16 protein-coding genes are annotated in these 20163 nt (G+C 71.6%); 7 read left to right on the top strand and 9 right to left on the bottom strand.

Annotated elements, in window-relative coordinates; all coding sequences use genetic code 11:
• Positions 1–24 precede the first annotated feature (24 nt).
• From ACFXPK_RS09565 to ACFXPK_RS09550, 4 genes are all read right to left on the bottom strand, one after another.
• The gene (locus ACFXPK_RS09565; protein WP_385073434.1) at positions 25–1443 is read right to left on the bottom strand and encodes a PTS ascorbate transporter subunit IIC; all 1419 of its coding nucleotides are present in this window, start codon (positions 1441–1443) and stop codon (positions 25–27) included.
• Between the two features lie 376 nt (positions 1444–1819).
• On the bottom strand, positions 1820–2104 hold the full coding sequence (locus tag ACFXPK_RS09560) for a PTS sugar transporter subunit IIB (RefSeq protein WP_385007738.1): 285 nt from the start codon (positions 2102–2104) through the stop codon (positions 1820–1822).
• Positions 2101–2565 (bottom strand): PTS sugar transporter subunit IIA, encoded by a 465-nt coding sequence (locus ACFXPK_RS09555; protein ID WP_385073474.1) that lies wholly within the window; start codon positions 2563–2565, stop codon positions 2101–2103. The genes ACFXPK_RS09560 and ACFXPK_RS09555 overlap by 4 nt, the downstream gene beginning before the upstream one ends.
• Positions 2566–2625: 60 nt before the next feature.
• Positions 2626–3354 (bottom strand): GntR family transcriptional regulator, encoded by a 729-nt coding sequence (locus tag ACFXPK_RS09550; RefSeq protein ID WP_385007740.1) that lies wholly within the window; start codon positions 3352–3354, stop codon positions 2626–2628.
• A gap of 212 nt (positions 3355–3566) precedes the next feature.
• Between ACFXPK_RS09550 and ACFXPK_RS09545 the strand changes: the two genes are divergently transcribed.
• The gene (locus tag ACFXPK_RS09545) at positions 3567–5723 is read left to right on the top strand and encodes a transketolase family protein (RefSeq protein WP_385073431.1); all 2157 of its coding nucleotides are present in this window, start codon (positions 3567–3569) and stop codon (positions 5721–5723) included.
• A complete protein-coding gene (locus tag ACFXPK_RS09540; RefSeq protein WP_385073428.1) occupies positions 5720–6388 on the top strand; it encodes an HAD family hydrolase in 669 nt (222 codons plus the stop codon). Before ACFXPK_RS09545 ends, ACFXPK_RS09540 begins: the two co-directional genes overlap by 4 nt.
• A 281-nt stretch (positions 6389–6669) precedes the next feature.
• Here ACFXPK_RS09540 and ACFXPK_RS09535 read toward each other — a convergent pair whose 3' ends face one another.
• Positions 6670–7242 (bottom strand): TetR/AcrR family transcriptional regulator, encoded by a 573-nt coding sequence (locus ACFXPK_RS09535; RefSeq protein WP_385073425.1) that lies wholly within the window; start codon positions 7240–7242, stop codon positions 6670–6672.
• A 63-nt stretch (positions 7243–7305) separates the two neighbouring features.
• On the opposite strand from ACFXPK_RS09535, the gene ACFXPK_RS09530 reads away from it, so the two are divergent.
• Entirely contained in the window at positions 7306–8277 is a 972-nt protein-coding gene (locus ACFXPK_RS09530) for an SDR family NAD(P)-dependent oxidoreductase (protein WP_385073422.1), read from the top strand.
• Positions 8278–8563: 286 nt separating this feature from the next.
• Here ACFXPK_RS09530 and ACFXPK_RS09525 read toward each other — a convergent pair whose 3' ends face one another.
• Both ACFXPK_RS09525 and ACFXPK_RS09520 read right to left on the bottom strand, forming a co-directional pair.
• A complete protein-coding gene (locus ACFXPK_RS09525; RefSeq protein ID WP_385073419.1) occupies positions 8564–8734 on the bottom strand; it encodes a hypothetical protein in 171 nt (56 codons plus the stop codon).
• A gap of 121 nt (positions 8735–8855) precedes the next feature.
• Positions 8856–12176, bottom strand: a complete 3321-nt coding sequence (locus ACFXPK_RS09520; protein ID WP_385073416.1) for a tetratricopeptide repeat protein — start codon at positions 12174–12176, stop codon at positions 8856–8858.
• A 167-nt stretch (positions 12177–12343) separates the two neighbouring features.
• On the opposite strand from ACFXPK_RS09520, the gene ACFXPK_RS09515 reads away from it, so the two are divergent.
• Positions 12344–14527 carry an ATP-binding protein gene (locus ACFXPK_RS09515; RefSeq protein ID WP_385073414.1) on the top strand — a complete coding sequence of 728 codons (2184 nt, stop codon included), beginning with the start codon at positions 12344–12346 and terminating at the stop codon, positions 14525–14527.
• Here the strand turns inward: ACFXPK_RS09515 and ACFXPK_RS09510 are convergent.
• A complete protein-coding gene (locus tag ACFXPK_RS09510; protein WP_385073411.1) occupies positions 14499–15125 on the bottom strand; it encodes a hypothetical protein in 627 nt (208 codons plus the stop codon). The genes ACFXPK_RS09515 and ACFXPK_RS09510 overlap by 29 nt on opposite strands.
• Complete coding sequence (locus ACFXPK_RS09505) at positions 15122–16381, bottom strand: hypothetical protein (protein ID WP_385073471.1); 1260 nt, start codon at positions 16379–16381, stop codon at positions 15122–15124. The genes ACFXPK_RS09510 and ACFXPK_RS09505 overlap by 4 nt, the downstream gene beginning before the upstream one ends.
• A 248-nt stretch (positions 16382–16629) precedes the next feature.
• Between ACFXPK_RS09505 and ACFXPK_RS09500 the strand changes: the two genes are divergently transcribed.
• The 3 genes from ACFXPK_RS09500 to ACFXPK_RS09490 all read left to right on the top strand — a co-directional run bounded on the left by ACFXPK_RS09500 (position 16630) and on the right by ACFXPK_RS09490 (position 20004).
• The gene (locus tag ACFXPK_RS09500; RefSeq protein ID WP_384997393.1) at positions 16630–17667 is read left to right on the top strand and encodes a PucR family transcriptional regulator; all 1038 of its coding nucleotides are present in this window, start codon (positions 16630–16632) and stop codon (positions 17665–17667) included.
• A gap of 218 nt (positions 17668–17885) precedes the next feature.
• Positions 17886–18401, top strand: coding sequence for a hypothetical protein (locus ACFXPK_RS09495; RefSeq protein WP_384997358.1), 516 nt, complete (start codon positions 17886–17888; stop codon positions 18399–18401).
• 127 nt (positions 18402–18528) lie between these two features.
• Positions 18529–20004, top strand: coding sequence for a flotillin family protein (locus tag ACFXPK_RS09490; RefSeq protein WP_384997360.1), 1476 nt, complete (start codon positions 18529–18531; stop codon positions 20002–20004).
• The last annotated feature ends 159 nt before the right edge of the window (positions 20005–20163 follow it).

Below are 20163 nucleotides of genomic sequence, written 5' to 3'. Positions count from 1 at the left end.
CGGCCGGACGCACCGGCACCGGTGTCACCGCACGGGCTGCCGCGCCGCCTCCGTCGTACCCGCGTCCTCGTCCGGGGCCGGCCGCGCCGCCGCCTTCGCGGCCTCCCTGCGGTCGGTCAGCGCGCTGCCGACGAAGACCGCCACCAGCGAGGCGAGGATCAGCACGATCACCGCGGCGTGGCCCCAGCCGACGGCGCTGCCGAGCAGGAAGCCGGAGACGCCGAAGTCCGCGTCGGAGAAGGTGGAGTTGGCGAGGCCGACATCGCCCAGGAAGGGCAGGACGAGCAGCGGCAGGAAGGTGATCATCAGGCCGTTGGTCATGGCTCCGAGCACCGCGCCGCGCCGGCCGCCGGTCGCGTTGCCGATGACGCCGGAGGCGGCGCCCGTCATGAAGTGCGCGACGATGCCGGGGATGATGATCGTCCCGCCGACCGCGACCAGGACGCCCATGCCGATCAGGCCGCCGACGAAGCTGGCGAGGAAGCCGATCAGCACGGCGTTCGGGGCGAAGGTGAAGACGATCGGGACGTCGAGCGCGGGCTTGGCGTTGGGGACCAGCTTCTCGGAGATGCCCTTGAACGCGGGGATGATCTCGGCGAGCACGACCCGGACACCGGCCAGGATGATGAAGACACCGGCGGAGAACTTCCCGGCCTGCATGACCGCCCAGAGCAGGTACCACTGGCCGCCGCTCAGCTTGTCCTCGACGTATCCGGCACCGGCGATCAGGGTCACGAGCAGGTAGATGACGCCCATCGACACGGCGATGACCACGGTGGTGTCGCGCAGGAAGCCGAGGTTCTTGGGGATCTTCAGGTCCTCGGTGGACTTCTTGGTGTCACCGACGAGCTTGCCGACCAGACCGCTGGTGGCGATACCGAAGTTGCCGGTGTGGCCGAGCGACACGTTGTCCTGCTTGGTCACCCGCCGCATCCAGGGCTGCACCAGCGCGGGCGAGAGGGTCGTGACGAGCCCCTGGGCGAGCGCGCCCCAGAGCACGGCCTGCCAGGCGCTGAAGCCGTTGGCGATGAGGATCACGGCGATCATCGCGGAGAGGTAGAGCGCGACATGGCCGGACATGTAGATGAACTTGAACCGGGTGAAGCGCGCCAGCAGGACGTTGACGACCATGCCGAAGAAGAAGATCAGCGCGGCCTGCGAGCCGTAGTCGGTGAGGACCTTGCCGACGATCGCCTCGTTGTTCGGCACGACGCCCTGGACACCGAAGGCGTGCTGGAACATGTCGCCGAACGGGGTGAGGGCGTCCGAGACGACCCCGGCGCCCGCCGCCAGCACCAGGAACCCGACGAAGGCCTTGATCGTGCCCTTGAGCGTGTCGGAGAGGGACTTGCGCTGGAGCACGAGCCCCAGCAGAGCGATCAGCCCGATGATGACGGATGGCTCACGGAAGATGTCGAGCAGGGTGTTCAGAACGCTGTTCATGGCGGAAACGCCTCTCCACGGGCACGGCGGAGCCGAGGTCGGTGTGGTGGGTCACTGTGATCGCTGCGGTGGTCCACCGGGGGGTGGCTCACAACGGGTCAGGACGTCGGCGGTGGGTCTCCGCCGCACCGGACGCATGGCGCGTGGCGTGTCGCGCACGGCGCATGGTCCGGTCGAGGACGTTCCTGGACGGTGGTGCGGTACCGGGGCCCGGCGGGGCCCGAGGGCCCCCGGGAGCCCCGTGAGGGAGCTACGGAGCGGAACCGTGTACGGGACGCGCCGCACGGCACGCGACGCACGGGGTGTGCGCCGGCGGGTGTGCCGGACGGTGCGCGGACGGTACGGCGGTACGGGCGGTACGGGCGGTAGCGGGCGGTCAGAGCAGCCCGTGCCGCCCGGCCGCCGCCTTGACCGCGTCGCGCAGCTCGTCCTTGTCGATGATGCTGTTGAGCACCACGACATCACCGAGCCCCTGCGCGGCGTCCTCCAGGTCCTTGGCGACGAAGAACACATCGGCGCTCTCGGGACCGGCCGAGCTGATGTCGGTGTGTTCCACCGTGACATCCGGGAGCTGGAGCTCCCGCACGATGTCCTCGATGTTCATCCGCACCATGAAACTGCTGCCGAGCCCGGTACTGCACATGGCCAGGAACTTCGTCATTTCGAAGCACGCTCCTCGAATCGAGTGATCAGCTGGGTGACATCGGCCGCGGCACGCGCGTCGCGCAGCGCGTCGCGGGTCTCCGTGTCCGACAGGATCCGGGCGAGTGACGCCATGGCCCGGCTGTGCGCGGCGGTGTCGGCCGCCGCGAAGCAGAAGTAGAGGTCGACCGCGTGCTCCGGCAGGTCCAGCAGCGGGGCGGGCCGCTCGGTGAGCCGCAGCATCGAGATCGCGGTCCGTACGGCACCGGCCTCGGGCCGGGCGTGGGCCAGGGCGATCCCGTACCCCAGATCGATGTACGTGCCGCCCGCGGCGATCGAGTCGATCATCGCGTCGACGTAGCCGGGGGTGATGTCACCGGCGGTGAGAAGGGGTTCCGCGACCTGGGTGACGGCCTGGCGCCAGTCCAGGACCTCACTGGAGAAACGTATCTTCTCCTCGGTCAGCAGTTCGCTGAGCATGTGCAGCACACTCCGTACGTTGTGACTCGGCCACCCGGCGCCGTCCCGGCGCCGGGACGCTCACTCGGCGTCGGCGATGATGTCGAAGGACAGCTCGGCCGTCTCCGGCAGGAACTTCGACGTCCCGTGGATCACGGGTTTCCTGTTGAGGTCGAAGACCCGTGAGGTCGCGAGCAGCAGGGGCGACCCCTCCTCGACCTCCAGCAGCTCCGCCTCGCGCCGGTCGCACGTGTGCAGCCCGACGACGATCTCGTTGCGCGCGAGCAGCACGTCGTGGTGCGCCCGCAGATAGGCGTAGAGCGAGGTGGTGGTGAAGTCCGCGGTCAGGACGTCCGCGAACCGCTCCTCCTCCACGTACGACTCCGCGAGGTGGTGCACCACGCCGTTCACCCGGCGCAGCCGCTCCAACCGTACGACCGAGGCGGCCGGACTGATGTCCAGCGCGGCGCCGAGCCGCGCGCCGGCCCGCGCCCGTTTCTGGACGAGGACCTCGGAGGTGACCGCGTGGCCCTGCCTGCTCATCTGGGTGAAGAAGCCGGTGACCTCGCTGACGAACCGCTCGCGGTGCTTCAGCGCGTACCGCGGCCGGGTGACGAAGGTGCCCCGGCCGTGCTCACGGATGAGATGTCCGTCGTTGACCAGTTCCTCGACCGCGCGGCGCAGTGTGATGCGGCTCACCGCGTACTCCTCGCAGAGCGCGGCCTCCGGAGGAAGTTGACCGCCCACGGGGAGACCGCTCACCCGGCGCAGCAGGTGATCCCGCACCTGTGCGTACTTGTGCTCGGCCATCCATGGTCTCCTCGTCGAGTCCCTGTGTCGTCAAGACGTCATAATGACCAGAACCCCAGAAGACGTCAATAGGCAATTCTCCCGTCACATGCGGGACGCCCGAAGCGACCTTGATCAGCTCTGATCAGCCGCGTTCGGTCCAGGAGCGCTCCATCGGGGGTGGGTTACGTTGTGCCAAGTCATCATGACGACATGACCTCCAAGGAGCTGCCGTGACCGCCCCCTCTCCCTCCGCCCCCTCCGCCCCGTCCGCGTCCGCCCCCGCCGCCCCCGTCTTCGGCGCGGCAGACCGCCGGGCCGTGGCCGTGGCGCGCGCCCTCGCCATGGACGCCGTGGAGGCCGCCGGTTCCGGGCACCCCGGCACCGCGCTCGCCCTCGCGCCCGTCGCGCATCTCCTCTTCCAGCGCCACATACGCCACGACCCGGCGGACGCCGCGTGGGAGGGCCGGGACCGGTTCGTCCTGTCCTGCGGACACGCGAGCATCCTCCAGTACACGCAGCTCCATCTCACCGGCTACGGACTGGAGTTGGCCGACCTCCAGCGCTTCCGCCGGCTCGGCTCGCTGACCCCGGGCCACCCCGAACTCGGCCACACCACCGGCGTCGAGACGACGACGGGGCCGCTCGGCCAGGGCGTGGCCACCGCCGTGGGCATGGCGATGGCGCTCAAGCGCGACGAGCACCGGCTGACCGGCGCGGACGCCTCGGGCGACCGGGTCGCGGCCGACGAGATCCCGGACCGCAGGGTCTGGGTGCTCTGCTCCGACGGCGACCTCCAGGAGGGCATCTCGTACGAGGCGGGCGCGCTCGCCGGACGCCACGAGCTGGACAACCTCGTGGTCGTCTGGGACGACAACAGCATCCAGATCGAGGGCTCCACGGACCTGACGACCCGTGAGGACACGGCCGCGCGCTTCGCGGCGCAGGGCTGGTACGTGCGGCGCGTGGGGCTCGGCGCGGACGGCGACATCGACACCGACGCCCTCGACGCCGCGCTCACCGCCGCGTCCACCGGCGGGGCGCACGGCGGCCGGCCCAGCCTCATCGTGCTGGCGTCCCAGATCGCCTGGCCCGCGCCGCACGCGGTCAACACCCCCGCCTCGCACGGCGCCCCGCTGGGCGCGGCCGAAGTCGCCGCCACGAAGGCGCTGTTGGGCGTGGCGGAGGAGCCGTTCACGGTACCGGCGGAAGTCCTGGAACACACCAGGGGCGCCCTCGCGCGGGGCGCGGCGCTGCACCACGCCTGGGACAAGGCGCTGGAACAGTGGGCGCTGGCCCACCCCGGACGCGCCGCCGCCCGCGCCCACGCGATCCGCCCCCTCGACCCGGCCGCCACCGCCGCCGCCCTGCCCGACTTCACCCCCGGCACCGCGATCGCCCCGCGCGACGCGTCCGGCACGGTCATCCAGGCGCTGGCGGAGCGCTTCCCCCGGCTCTGGGGCGGCAGCGCGGACCTGGGCGACTCGAACCGTACGACGATCAAGTCCGGCGGCTCCTTCCTCCCCGCGAACGAGCAGGCCGCGGAAGCCACTTCGGGCTCCGCCGAGCCGGGCGGGCTCGCCGGGCGCAACATCCACTGGGGTGTACGGGAGCACGCGATGGCCGCCGCGCTGAACGGCATCGCCCTCATCGGCTACGACACCCCGTTCGCGGGGACCTTCCTGGTCTTCTCGGACTACGAACGTCCCTCGCTGCGCCTCGCCTCCCTGATGCGGCTGCCGGTCGTCCACGTCTGGTCGCACGACTCCGTGGCGCTCGGCGCCGACGGCCCCACCCACCAGCCGGTGGAACACCTCGCGGCGCTGCGCGCCATGCCCGGCCTCTCCGTGGTCCGCCCGGCGGACGCCACCGAGACCGCCGCCGCCTGGCACGCCGCCGTCGGCCGCCGGGGCCCGGTCGGTCTGGTCCTGGCCCGTCAGGGGCTGCCGGTGCTGGACACGGACCCGGCGGCGGTACGGGAGGGCGTGGCGCGCGGTGCGTACGTGGTGGCCGACGCGCCCGGCACGCCGGACGTGCTGCTGCTGGCGAGCGGCAGCGAGGTCGCGCTCGCGCTGACGGCGCGGGAGGAACTGGCCGGCCGGGGGATCGGGGCGCGGGTCGTCTCCGTACCGTGCAAGGACTGGTTCACCGAGCAGGACGCCGCCTACCGCGACTCGGTCCTGCCGCCGGCCGTACGCGCCCGCGTGGTGGTCGAGGCGGCGACGGTCTTCGGCTGGCACGACCTGATCGGGGACGCCGGACGGGCCGTCACCATCGAGGGGTTCGGCACCTCGGCGTCCGCGTCGGACGCGATGACGGCGCTGGGCATGACACAGGACGCGGTCGTCGCGGCGGCCGTCGCCTCGCTCGACGCGGCGGGGTCCCGTTGACCCCGGCGGTGGTGCCCGCGCGGGGCGTCGGGCTCGTCGTCTTCGACTGCGACGGCGTCCTGGTCGACACCGAGCGCATCGGCCCCGCCGTCGTCGCCGAACTGGCCACGGAGGCGGGGTGGCCGCTCACCCCCGACGAGGTGCGCGACCGCTTCCTGGGCCGCCCCGAGTCGTACCTCTACGCCCAGGTGCGGGCCCATGCCCGCACGCCGCTGGGTCCGGAGTGGCTGGAGCTCTACCGCACCCGTGTCCGCGACGCGTTCACGGCCCGGCCGTTCACCATGCCCGGTGTACGGGAGCTGCTGGACGCGCTCGACGCCCGGCAACTCCCCTACTGCGTCGCGTCAAGCGGCGGCCACGACCGTATCGAGCACTCGCTCACGGTCACGGGCCTGTGGAATCGTTTCGCCGGACGCGTCTTCAGCGCCGACGACGTCCCCCACGGCAAACCCGCCCCGGACCTCTTCCTCCACGCGGCCCGCACCCTGGCCGTCCCCCCGGCCGCCTGCCTGGTCATCGAGGACAGCCCGGCCGGCGTCACCGCGGCCCTGGCAGCCGGAATGCCGGTCATCGGCTACACGGGAGGCCCCACCCCCCGCGAGGCTCTGGCCCATGCGAGCCACGGGGTGGTGGACGACCTCGGGGTGCTCGCGGGTCCGGGCTGACGCGTTCTCAGTCAGCGGGACGAGCTGATGGCCTGCGTCGTCTTCCCTGTTGCGCCGACGTGTTGAAGCGGATCGAACAGGGGTGGAACGTGTCGGGTCGGCGTGCGTTCCGGGTGCCTGAGGATCGTCGGGTGGCGTGGGACCGGTGCCAGTTCCGGCCGGGTGGGCGGACCTGCCGAGTCGGTCGATTCGGCCTCGATCGGGCGGCCTGCCGTCGCCGTCCGGGAGACCGCGGCCCTACAAGGCGGCCGGGCCCTCTCCCCCGGCCTCGGTAGGCGTCTTCAGCGCACCAGGAGACCGATGGCGGCCTCCAGTCGTTCGAGATAGAACTCCCGCGATGCGGCCTGATGCTTGAGGCCGATCGATGCGCTGATCATCGTCTGTGCGACAAGGGGGGCCGCCTCACGTCCTGACTCGACGGCGATCGCTCCTGTGATCAGTTCCTCGAAACGTCGCGGCGCGGTCTCGGCGATCTCTCCGAGAAGGTCGGGGTTGTCCTCGATGACCACTGAGACGTCGCGCGTCAGCGGGCCGATGTAGCGGCCCGCCCACTGGTCGAACGCTTCGACGAGGCGCGCCGGAAGCGGTCGGCCGGTGTCGGCCAGGACGTGTTCGACCGCTGTGATGTCCCGCTCCAGGGCCTGGGTGACCGCAGCACGGAACAGAATCTCCTTCGAGGAGAAGAGAAAGTAGAGCCCGGGCCGGGAGATGTGCGCCGCCCGAGCCACCTCCTCCATCGAGGTTTTCCGGTAACCGAATCGCGCGAACGTGACCATGGCGGAGTCCAGAACCATGGTCCGACGGTCGGTATCGGCGACGGTCGACGGCGGGTGGCCAACATCGGGACTGCTCATGGAACGAGCATACGAGCAGGAGTCATACTATACAAATCGAGTCTAGTGCGTATAGTCACCGCCATGGCTGCTCGCGAACCCATCTCCACCCCCTTCACCGCCTCCAGCACCGCGGACGAGGTACTACGGGGCGTCGACCTCACCGGCGTCCGCGCGATAGTGACGGGAGCTTCCTCCGGAATCGGGATCGAGACGGCTCGTGTGCTGACCGCCGCCGGGGCGGAGGTGACGCTCGCCGTCCGGAACACGACCGCGGGTGACGCCGTCGCTGAGACGATCACGAAGTCGACCGGAGGGATCCGGCCCCGAGTCGTCCGGCTCGACCTTGCCGACAGGACCACCGTCACGCGATTCGTCGACGCGTGGGGCGGCCCGCTTCACCTGCTGATCAACAACGCGGGCGTGGTCACCGGTGGCCTCGAACGAACGCGTGAGGGCTGGGAGCTGCAATTCACGACGAACCATCTTGGCCACTTCGCCCTGGCCACCGGCCTTCATGACGCCCTGGCCCTGGGAGCGGCCGACCGCGACGGAGCACGGATCGTCTCGGTCAGTTCGACGGCGCACATGCGTTCCGGCATCGACTTCGACGACCTCCACTTCGAGCGTCGCAGCTACGACCCGCAGATTGCCTACGCCCAGTCGAAGACGGCGAACTCTCTCTTCGCCGTCGAGGCGACTCGCCTCTGGGCGTCCTACGGCATCGTCGCCCATGCGGTGAACCCCGGCGGTGTCGCGACGGGACTGCAGCGGAACTTCACCACGCAACAGAAGGAGTCGCTCGATGCGGCCGAAGCCGCCGGAGTCTTCACGTACAAAACGGTCGAGCAGGGGGCCGCCACCAGCATCGTCGCGGCCGTCGCCCCGGAGTTCGCCCACTCCGGAGGCCACTACCTCGACGATGCACAAGAGGCATACACCGTGCCGAACGACGCCGACCTCGCGCAGCACCCGCACGGTGTCAAGGAATGGGCGCTCGATCCCGCCACCGCCGAGCGCCTCTGGACGGTCTCGACCGACCTGCTCCGCGTCTGACCTCTCGGCGCCACCGCAAGCGGCCCCTTGACCAGGTGGTACAGCAGGAGCAACGGAACCGGTATCTCCAAGAAGTACGCGCAGGCGTGGTCGGTTCACCCGGTTCGGCAACGGAAGACGCGACCCCTGAAGATCAAGCACGCTACCGCCGTGCTCCGACTCGCAGCCTGGGAACGCATCGCCCCCGGCTCGCGGGTGGGGGTGGGGTGACCGGTGCGGCCACCCCGGTGGTTCCTCCTGGGTGAGAAACGGGCTCCGGGCCGGAGTGTGACTCAGGGCGGGAAGGTCAGGCGGTGGCCGACGTTCCTGTCGGAGTGGAGATGATTATGCATCCGTTGGTGACTGCTGCGGCCTCCGTGTACGTTCCGGACTCCGGCACGTCGAGAGCCCCGTACACCCCCAGCCCCAGAACAGCGATAAGCGCGGCTGCCGCAGTAATCGAACGGGTCTTGCTCACGCGGGCTCTTCTCCTTAGAGGTGCAAGATCGCTTACGGGAGAAGACCCTACCGCACCAACGGAAATGGCCACGCCTGTACGAGTTCCACAATAAGGAAGCCACTTACCGCGCGAACGCGGTTCAGCGATCGTCAGCCTGCCCGATTTCCTTTGCGACTTCAAGCAATCGGTTGCTTATCCGGTTCGTCACCTGGGAATCGGGCAGGCGCGCCGCGGAGTCCAGCGCCTGCCGGAGCAGGGACCGGGCCTCGTCGGCGTCACCGGCCGCGAGCCGCACCTCGGCGAGCAGGCACCGCGACTTGACCTCCTCGTCGGCGTCATGGGTGCGCAAGGCCGTGAGCAGAGCCGCACGGAGCTGGTCGGCCGCGGGGCCGAGGGATCTCGTCTCGAAGTACGCGAGCCCCAGGAGCCGCAGCGCACGCGTCTCCTGCCCGGCCGCACCGATCGCCTCGGCGATCCGCAGCGCATCGCGATGGAACCCGGCCGCCTTTTCGGGGTCCCCAGCCTTCCGGTGTGCCTCACCCACGCCGATCAGGACGTCTGCCAAGCTTTTCCGATCGCCGAGGGAGCGGAATTCGTCGATGGCCTCCCGATAGAGCGGAAGAGCCGCATCCATCTCACCCGCGACAACGAGAACGTTGGCGAGGTTCCCTCGCGCCGTCGCACGGTCGTATCGATTTCCGATCGGATCGAGAAGGGATATCGACCGCTCGAACGAATGGCGAGCGAGCGCCATTTCTCCCGCATGGAGATAGAGGTTTCCCATATTGGTGAACGTTTTCCCCATGGCGACTCGGTCGTCCGCCTCGGTGAAAGCGTCCAGCGCATTCCTGAAGTGTTCCAGCGCACGGGAGTGCTCTCCCAGGTGAAGCAGGCAGACCGCGATGTTGTTGTATCCGCGCGCCCGGTCCCAGGCATCGCCCGTCTGTGACTTCACGGCAAAGGAGTTCTGGAAGAGAACCAGCGCCCTGCGATTCTCGCCGAGATGCCAGTTCAAGGCGCCCAAGGTCCGGTACGCCTCCGCCTCGGCGTCGGCGTCGCCGATCCCACGGGCCAGCTCCAGGGCCTGCTCGCCCGTCCGCGCGGCCTCCGGGTAGTGCCCGGTGTTCGCCTGCACGGCACCGAGACAGAGCAGCGCACGGCACAGAGCCGGCCGCTCACCGGTGCGGGACCAGTGGGCGACGGCATGCCGGAGGATGCTCACAGCGTCCTGCCAGTGACAGTCACCCTCCAGGAACCCCCCTGCTTCATAAGCGAGTTGGGCGGCCTGTTCGGGATGACCATGAGTACGTGCATAGTTTTCGGCCGCCAACAGATTGCCGCGCTCGGCGGTGAACCAGGACTTCGCATCCTCTGCGGCCGGCCATTGCGGCAGTTGCACAACGGAACCGCGGCTCCCCGGCTCCGGACGTATCCGGCGGGGGTACACAAGGCGGTCCGCCGCGTCGGCCGCATCCACATAGAAGTGGATCACACGGGATACCGCTTCCTCACACTGCTGTTCGCCATCCTCTGACATCGCCAAAGTTCGAGCGAATTCGTGCACAAGATCATGATATTCGTACCGATCAGGTGTCGGTTCGCGCAGAAGATGACTGGCCAGGAGGGCTTCCAGCAGCCTCTCCACCGCATCCCTGGAAAGGTTCAGAAGTGCCGCCGCCGCATCGGCCGTGAAATCGGCACCCGGATGCAGCCCGAGTCTGCGGAACGCGACGCGCTGTGCGTCGGGGAGCGTCCGGTACGACAGGTCGAAGGCTCGGGCCACCTCCTGCTCGCCGTCCCGGATCTCTCCGAGCCGCCCGGACGGACGGGCCAGGCGCTCCCGCAGCGTGGCCAGCGTCCAGGACGAACGGACCCTGAAGCGATGGGCGACCAGCTCGATCGCGAGCGGAAGATAGCCGCACAGGCGAACGATCCGGGCAACCTCCTGGATGTCCTGCGTGCGATCCTCCCCCGCGAACCTGCGGAACAGGGTGATGGCGTCACCTGTCGGCAGGACGTCCAACGGAATCGACCGGGCATACGGAAGACCCGCGAGGTGGCGGCGGCTGGTGATGATGGTCAGTGAGCCCGACTCCCCGGCGAGCAGCGGCGTGACCTGCGCCGCGCCAGCCGCATCGTCGAGAACGATGACCGCCCGGCGTTCGGCCAGCGTCGACCGCCACAGCGCGGTACGTTCCGCGAGTCCCATGGGTATGGTCTCGGCCGGTGTACCGAACAGGCGCAACAGCGTGGCCAGAGCCGCGTCGGGTGCCAAGGGCTCCTGGACGGACGAGTGCGCACGCAGATCGAGATAGATCTGGCCGTCGGGGAAGCGGGGCGCGAGATGGCGCGCCGTGTGGAGAGCGACAGCGGTCTTCCCCACCCCCGCCATGCCGCTGACCGTCTCCAGGGTGATGACCGACGCGTCCGTCGCCGCCGTGTCGGCCAGCGCGCTCAGCGCCCGTAACTCCTGCCCCCGGCCGACCAGCGGTGACTGGTGCGGCAGGTTCCGGGGCGGCAACGGCTGCGACGGGGGCGACGGCGCGGGGGCGGAGTCGGGGCCGGAGCCGGGGGCGGCGTCGGAGTCGGGGGCGGGAGCGGAGGCGGCGGTCGACGAGGAGCGGAGTGCCGAGGGCGCCTTGTCGGCGCGCGCCCCGCCGGGCCGCGTGCCGGTCGTGCGCCCCGGGGTGTGTCCGTTTCCCGGGGTGCCCAGCACGCTCCGTACCAACTCCCCCGGCGCCACCCGCTCCAGGATCCCCCGGTGGATCCGGTTCAGCTCCGCGCCGGGGCGCGAGCCGTACTCCGACACCAGGAGCCGGCGGATCCGCTCGTGGACCCGTAGCGCCTCCGTGTATCTCCCGCAGCCGTACCGCGCCAGCATGAGCTGCGCCGCGATCGCCTCGTCGCCCGGGTGCTCCTCGGCCAGGGCGGGGAGTTCGTCGGCCAGATCCGTGAAGCGGCCCGTTCTCAGGGCGGCGGCGTTACGGGAGACCGTGGCGGCGAGGCGGCGCTCCGCCAGGGTTCTGCGCACGCTCATGGCCCACTCGCCCGGCAGCCCGGCCAGCGCCTCGCCCTGCCAGAGCTGTTCCGCGCCGGTGAGCAGGGACAGCGCCTGTTCGTCGTCCCCGCCGGTGACCGACGTGGCCGCCCGCGCCACGAGTCGCTGGAAGCGGAACCAGTCGATGTGCTGGGCGTCCACCTCCAGTACGTACGTGTGGGCACGGGTGTGGATACGCGGGGCGCCCGGCCCGTCCCCGGCCCGGCGCAGATGGCGGCGCAGCCTCGACACGTACGTATGCGTGTTCGCGCGTGCGTTCTCGGGCGGTGCGGTGTCCCACAGCCGGCCCATGAGCCTGTCGATGGAGACGGGACGCCCCGCGTCCAGCGCGAGCGCGGCGAGCACCGCCCGCTCCTTGTCCGATCCCAGCTCCAGCCGCTGCCCGTCCAGCCGGAGTCCCACAGGCCCGAGTAAGTGGAAATCCACCAGCGCCCCCCGCTGGATCGCCCAATTTCACCTGAGCATGGCACGAAGGGAGGTCGCCCGCCAGACAGCGTCCGTGCGCGCCGCATCGTTCGGGTGGGGGCCTGGGTAGGACCACAGGCAGCGAGCGACGGGGGGCGAGCGGTATGGACGGAGCGCGCGAGGAGGGCCGGGGCAACACCGTCGGCGGCGATGCGCGGCTGTACGGGCCGACGGTGCAGGCCGGTTCCGTGGAGGGCGGTATCCATCTGCACGCGGCGGCCGTGGACGGCGCGCCACCGCCGATGCCACGGCAACTGCTGCCCGTGCCGTCCCACTTCACCGGCCGGCGCGACGATCTGGCCGCACTCGACGCCCTGCGCGCGGGCGACGGGGAGCGCCCCCTGATCGTCGTCACGGGCCCGGCGGGGATCGGCAAGACCACCCTGGTGTCGCGCTGGCTGCGGGAACTCCAACCCGACTTCCCGGACGGCCAGTTGTACGCCGATCTGCGCGGTCACTCGGTCGGCGACCCGGTGCGGCCCGGCGAGGTCCTGGGGCACTTCCTGCGGGCGCTCGGCGCCCGGTCGGTCCCCGCGGACCTGGCGGAGCTGGCCTCGCTCTGGCGGTCGCGCTCCGCCGGGCTGCGCCTCGCCGTGGTGCTCGACAACGCGCTCACCGCCGCCCAGGTGAGACCGCTGCTCACCGGCGGTCCCGGCACCCTCGTCGTCGTGACCAGCCGCCGCCGGCTGACCGGGCTGCGGCTGGACGGGGCCCGGTTCCATCCCCTGGGGATGCTCGGCGCCTCGGCGGGCGTGGAGTTGCTGGCGCAGGGCATCGGCGCCGAGCGGGTCGCCGACGAACTGCCCTCCGCCCGGGAGGTGGTGGCCCTCTGCGCCGGTCTGCCCCTCGCCCTCTGCCTCGCCTCCGCGCGGCTGGCGTCGAGACCCCGGCAACCGCTGAGAGCACTCGCCCACGCACTGGCCCACGAGGCCGGCCGACTGGCCGCGATCGACGCGGCGGGAGAAGGGGAAGCCACCGTGCGCAAGGCCCTGGACGTGTCGTACGCGGTGCTGTCCACCGAATCCGCGCTCCTCTACCGGCGCCTCGGGGTGCTGCCCGTACGTACCTTCGACGCGTGGACGGCCGCCGCGGTCTGCGCCGAGCCGCTGGAGTGGGCGGAGCGTCGGCTGGACGAACTGATCGAGGCCAATCTGGTCGAGGACATCGGCCCGGAGACCTGCCGCTTCCACGACCTGGTCCGTATCCACGCCCGGGACCGCGCGGTCGCGGACGACACCGGAGCCGCCCGCGAGGAGGCGCTGCGCCGGGTCTGCGACTGGTATCTGCGTACGGCGACGGAGGCCCAGCGGCGGCTGACGCCCGCCCAGTTCACCTTACGGAGCACCTACGGCCCGCCCCCGGGGACGGAATCGGGGAGGGAATCGGGCACGGAACCGGAGTCGGAGCCGCCGCCGCTGCCGTACACCGACGACGTGGGCGCGCTCGGCTGGCTGGACGCCCAGCGGATGAATCTGATGGCCGCCGTGCGGGCCTCGGCGGAGCGCGGCTGGGACGCGATGTGCTGGCAACTCGTCGATGCCCTCTGGCCGCTCTTTCTGCGTCTGCGCCACTACGACCTGTGGATCGAGGCCCACGCGATCGGCCGGGACGCCGCCCGGCGCGCGGGCGACAGGGACGGCGAACGGCAGATGCTCAACTCGGGGGCCATCGGCCTGAGCGCCGCCGGGCGGACCGAGGACGCGGCCGACTGGTACACGGCCTCCCTCGGCGCCGCGCGGGAGGCGGGCGACGTACGGGACGAGGGGCAGGCCCTGCTGGGGCTCGGCTCCTGCCACCGTGAGGCGGGGCGCCCGGCCGAGGCGGGCCCGTATCTGCGTCGTGCCGTCGAGGTCTGGGAGGGGTGCGGCTATCCGCGCGGCGCGGCGCTGGCGCGGATCGTGCTCGGGGAACTCGCCCTCGCCGGCGGCGACCACGCGGGCGCCCTCGCTCTCTTCGGCCACGCCCACGACGGCCTGGTCGCCGTACGAGACCCGCACGACGCGGCCCGCGCCCTGGCGTTCCTGGGCCGCGCCCGCGCCGCCGCCGGGGCGCACGCGCGGGGCGTGGCCGAACTGGAGGCGGCGCTGGCCGTGTTCACCTCCTCCGGGGCCGTGCACTGGCAGGCGCGGACGCTGGAGATGCTGGGCGACTGCGCCCTGGACCGCGGCGCGGACGGCGACACCGGCGCGGCCGACCACCACGTCCGGGCGCTCGCGCTCTACGAGACGACCAGCCCGGCCGACGCCCGCAGGCTGCGGCTCAGCCTCCTTTCCCGTGGGGCCGGTTGAGGCACGGCTCGCGCGGGTCCCATGGATCGCGCGGCTCGCACCGCTCCCGCGACTCGCACAGCTCACGCGGCTCGTACGGCTCACGCAGCTCGTACGGCTCACGCGGCTCGCAGAGCTCACGCAGCGAGTGGCCCGCCACCAGCCACCCGTGCAGACACGACGGGACCAGCGACCACCCCGGCCGCGTACGGCGGGGGTCCGTCCCCCGGGGCGGGAGTACGGCGCACCGGTCGCCGTCCGCCCCGGCCGCCACCCAGCCGCCGCCGGGGAGCGGCGCCGCGACCAGCCGGGCGCCGGGGTGGGCGGCCCGGATCTCCGCGAGCCACCGCAGCGCACCGTCGGCCGGCCGCGCCCGGCCCGTCTGGAGCACGTCGGCGCACTCCAGCCGGCGCGGATCCCGGCAGGCGTCGGCGTCGACGGCCAGATGCTCGTCCAGCGGCGGGGCGCACCACCCCGCCGCGGCGCGGGCAGGGGCGGTACGGGCGACGAGCGCCCGGCCGGGCAGGGCCAGCACCGTACCGTCCACGGGCGCCCAGGGCCCCGTACCGTACGGTCCGGCCCAGTCGACGGCGACGAAGTGTGCGACGAAGCCCCTCACGCCGACACCTCCCGCCGTCCCGGCCCCGCGCCCGATCCCGGCCCCGATCCCGCGCGCGCTCCCCAGGTGTCCGGAAGGCTCGGGTCCGGCAGCGGGACCGTCACCGGCTCGTGCGCCGGCTGCCCGAGGCCCAGGACCCGGTACATCAGGCGCCGCATGTTCCGGTTGAAACGGCCGGGCTCCGAGGTGATGCGCGCGGAGATCGCCGCGTGTTCGTCCCGCCGGTACTCGGCCGCCGCGTAGTCGAGCTGGTCGGCGAGCGGATGGGCCGGGGAGAGCGCGGGGGCGGTGACCGCGAGGGCGGCGGCCGGGGACGCCGGGTTGATCTCCGGCTCGGGCGAGGAGGCCAGCAGCACCGGGGCTCCGGTGAGCGTCGCGTACAGCGTCACGGATCCGTGGTCCCCTATGACATGGTCCGCGGCGATCAGGACGCTGCGCCAGTCCGCCTCGGGCGGTACCAGACCGACCCCGCGCTGCACGCACCGCGCCAGCCACGCCTTGACCTGCCACGGCCCGTGTCCCGCCCAGACGTTGGGGTGGACGAGGACGGCCGTACGGTAGCGCTCGGGCGGCAACTCCCCGATCAGCCGCGGCAGCAGCGTCTCGAACCCGCCGAACGCCGACCGGGGGCCCCACGTCGAGACGACGACCACCAGCTTCTGCTTCTTGCCGACACCGAGCGCCCGGCGGTACGCGGCCCGCAGCGGCAGGCTCGCCGTGATCCTGTCGTGCACGGGGTCGCCGACGACATGGGCGACCGGCAGGGCCTCCGGGCAGTGGCGGTGGAGCTCCCGCAGGTCCTCGTGGTGCGGTACGACGACGGCGGCGGGCATCACCCCGCCCGGGACCAGGTCGCGCCGGCGCAGCCCGGCCACGCCCGCGTCCGGGCCGCCGGTCAGCCGCTTCACGTAGTTGGCGCCGTGCGGCAGTGTGATCAGCGGGGCGCGCAGTTGCTCGACACCGCGCGGCCCCGCCGTGAGGGCGAGGTCGAACGTGGTCCTCGTGGCCTCGTCCCACGGCAGCAGCGGGCTCCCGAGCCGGGCGAGGAACTGCGGCACCTCACCGCCGAAGGCGTGCGGCGGCGCCGTGAACACCACCTGCACGCGGAAGTCGGACTCCAGCAGCGCCAGGACGTCGAGCAGGCGCTTCGCGTACGTGACGGTGTGCGCCACGGCCAGGACCCGCTTGCGCTCCACCAGGGTCAGCCACTGACGGTTCTCCACCGGCACCGGCTCGACGGGCACCGGCACCGCCATCGGCACCGGTGCGACGGACGTACCCAACACAGACATGATTCCCCCGAAGTACGTGTGAGTGTGTGACGGACTGTGCTCGTGCTCCCCTGTGTGCGTGTGCTCTCCATGCGTGCCCCGTCGCGCGGACGGAAGCCTTGACGGACCCTTGAGGAATCCTTGCTAGAAAGGCGGGGGCCGGTTCCGGTCCCTCGAAAGTCGACGACAGGCCGGGAGCACGCGTGACAGGGCACGGGATACCCGACGCATACATGGAGGGGTACGCCCGCATCCTCGTGGCCGTCGCCGCCACCGGACGCAGACTCACCCGGGAGGAGCTGCTCGCCCGCCGTGAGCTGGGGGAACAGGCCGCGGAGGCCGGGTTCGCCCTGCGGGCGCTGGTCGGGGCGCATCTGTCGGCGGCGCGGGAGCACTGGCCGGTCGGCGGGGGCGACGGCGGCGCGGCGGACAGCGTGCTCGCCGCCGTCGAACAGGCCGTGGACGCGTTCGCCGAGGGGTACGAGCGGGCGCAGCGCCTCGCCGTACGCCAGGAGGCCGCCGCCCGACGGGAGTTCATCGACGACCTGCTGTACGGGCGCAGCGATCTGGGGCGGCTGGCGGAGCGCGCCGAGCGGTTCGGGCTGCGGCTGTCGTACGAGCACGCCGTGGCGGTCGCGGAGGGGTGGGTGGCGTACGACGAGGAGGACGCCGTACCGCGCTCCGTGGAGCAGGCGCTGATCGGACGGTTCGGGGACCGCAGTGTGCTGCTCACGACCAAGGCGGGGCGGCTGGTGTGCATCGCGCCCGGGGATCAGGGCGAGGTGCTGACGTACTTCGCCAAGCAGGCGTTCGCGGCGACGGACGGCGGCCGGGTCGCGGTCGGCCGGCCGCAGCCGGGGGTGGGCGGGGTGGTGCAGTCGTACGAGGAGGCGCTGAGCGTGCTCGATCTCGCGGAACGGCTCGATCTGGACGGCCCGGTGCTGCGCGCCGCCGATCTGCTGGTCTACCCGGTCCTGACGCGTGACCGGCAGGCGATGACGGACCTGGTGCTCAACACGCTCGGCCCGCTGGAGGCGGCGCGCGGCGGGGCCGGGCCGTTGCTCGAAACGCTCTCCGTCTACTTCGACGCGGGGTGTGTGGCGGCGGAGGCGGCGCGGCGGCTGTCGCTGAGCGTGCGCGCGCTGACGTACCGCCTGGAGCGGATCCACCGGCTCACCGGTGCCGATCCGGGCGATCCGATGCACCGTTATGCCTTGCAGACGGCCGTGATCGGGGCCAGGCTCATGGACTGGCCGGACAAAACCTTCTGAGCCGTGACATGGCGAACAGCACCATCACGGAAACATCACGGAACCGCCACGGCGCGGCTGCGGAAGGGCTGTGGCAAGTCCACGGCACGGCCACGGCACGGCTACCGGCATTAAGAACGCGTTAAGACTGCCGGAAAACGGCAATGTCGGGTTCCGGTCGAACATGCGACGATAGGGCTCTGGCCGAGGACATCGCGCCAGTGGGGGAGGTTGCTCCGATGACCTTGTTTCTCGGTATCGGCATCGCGGGGATCGTGCTGCTCGTCCTGTCCTTGATCTTCGACGGGGTGCTCGAAGGGCTCTTCGACGGGGTCGGGGTCCTGGACGGACTCTTCGACGGTCTCCTGTCGCTGCCCGTGATCGCCGGGTTCGTGTCGATGCTCGGCTTCGGCGGCGCGCTCGTCCTCGGCACCACCGAACTCGGTACCGGCCCGGCCGTCGCTGTGGGGGCGGCGGCCGGAGTCGGTGCCGGCTGGCTGACCTGGAAGTTCAGCAAGGCGCTGATGCGCGACCAGACGTCCGTCACCCCGCGCGGCGACGACCTCGTGGGGTCGTCGGGCACGGTGGTCACGGCGATTCCGGCCACCGGCTACGGCGAGGTGCTGCTGCGGCTCGGCGGGCAGCCGGTGAAGTTCTCCGCCAAGAGCGCGGAGCCGGTGGCGTACGGCACGGAGGTCTGGGTGGAGGCGACGCTCTCGGCGAGTTCCGTCTCCGTACGCCCGGTCCAGCGCTGACCGGTCACCGACCGGTCGCCTCACCGGCACACTCCCCACGCCCAGTACATTGCGCGGCACATAACGCACCATCGCCGTGCGAACCGTTCCGATCTGCCGTCCCCCGGGAGGCAAGGGAGAGAGCCCCATGAGTCCAGTCGTCATCGCCGTGCTGGGGATCGTCGTACTCGTCGTTCTGCTGGCACTGGTCGTCATCACGCGCTACAAGGTCGCGGGCCCCAGCGAGGCGTTCATCGTCACCGGCCGGCGCGGCAAGAAGTCGACCGATCCCGACACAGGCCGGATCTCCATCGACAACAGCGGCCAGAAGGTCGTGGTGGGCGGCGGCGTCTTCGTCGTCCCGTTCGTCCAGCAGAAGTTCACCCTGGACCTGTCCAGCCGCCACATCCCGATCGCGGTACGCGGCGCGGTCACCCTGCGCGGTGTGAAGGCCAACCTCGAAGGCGTCGCCATCGTCAAGGTCGGCGGTACGGAGGACTCCATCCGGGCCGCGGCCCAGCGCTTCCTCCAGCAGCAGGGCGGCATCGTCGGCTTCACCCAGGAAGTCCTCTCGGGTGCGCTGCGCTCCATCGTCGGCCGGATGTCGGTCGAGGACATCATCCGCGACCGCGCGGCCTTCGCCGGCCAGGTCGCGGAGGAGGCGGAGGCCAGCCTCTCCGGGCAGGGCCTGGTGCTGGACGCCTTCCAGATCCAGGACATCACGACCGAGGGCTCCTACCTGGAGGACCTGGGCCGTCCCGAGGCCGCCCGCGCCAAGCAGGAGGCCGACATCGCGGAGGCCGTCTCGCGGCGCGCCGCCGAGCAGGCCCGGCTGAAGGCCGAGGAAGAGATCGCGATCGCCCAGCGGACCTTCCAGCTCAAGCAGGCCGAGATCAAGGCCGAGACGGACGAGGCCGTGGCGCGGGCCGCCGCGGCGGGCCCGCTCGCCCAGGCGGCGCGCGAGCAGGACGTCCTGATGGAGCAGGAGAAGGTGGCCGAGCGCCAGGCCGCGCTGACCGACCGCGAGCTGGACACGAAGGTGCGCAAGCCCGCCGACGCCGCGCGCTACCAGGCCGAGCAGGAGGCCGAGGCGCGCCGTATCGCCCTGGTCAAGCAGGCCGAGGCGGACGCCGAGCGCTCCCGTCTGACCGGTGAGGGCGAGAAGGCGCACCGCGCCGCGCTCGCCGCCGCCGTGCGGATCGAGGGTGAGTCGGAGGCCGCCGCGATCGCCGCCAAGGGGTCGGCCGAGGCGGAGGCCATGCACAAGAAGGCGGACGCGTTCGCGCGGTACGGCGACGCGGCCGTCCTCCAGATGCTCGTCGAGGTCCTGCCGTCGGTGGTGGCCAAGGCGTCCGAGCCGCTGAGCGCGGTGGACAAGATGACGGTCATCTCGACGGACGGCGCGGGCCAGCTCGCCCGTACGGTCGCGGACAACGTCGCCCAGGGCGTCGAACTCCTCAGCTCCACCACGGGTGTCGACCTCGCGGAGCTGCTGAAGGGCGTGGGGGCCGGGAAGTCGCTGACGACGACCCCGGCGGCCGGGTCCGCCGGCCCGGCCGCGGCGGCCCCCGACGCCGGGGCCAACGGGACGGCGCAGGGCGGCCGTATCGAGGTCACGGACTGACGTTCCGCCCCTCCGCACGGGGTCGGACGTAGTCGAAGAATGTGGGCGCCCCGCGGGGGCCCGGCCCCCCGGGCCCGCCGTGTGTTGAACCCCGGCCCCCGTCCCCGGGAACCCGACCATTTAAAAGATGTTACTCTGCCCCCCCTATTATTGGGGTAT

The organism is Streptomyces sp. NPDC059142, from assembly GCF_042755665.1.
In the GTDB taxonomy this organism is placed as follows: domain Bacteria; phylum Actinomycetota; class Actinomycetes; order Streptomycetales; family Streptomycetaceae; genus Streptomyces.
The sequence above is the reverse complement of the archived record's forward strand: the minus strand, read 5'-3'. Positions and strand labels throughout refer to the sequence as shown.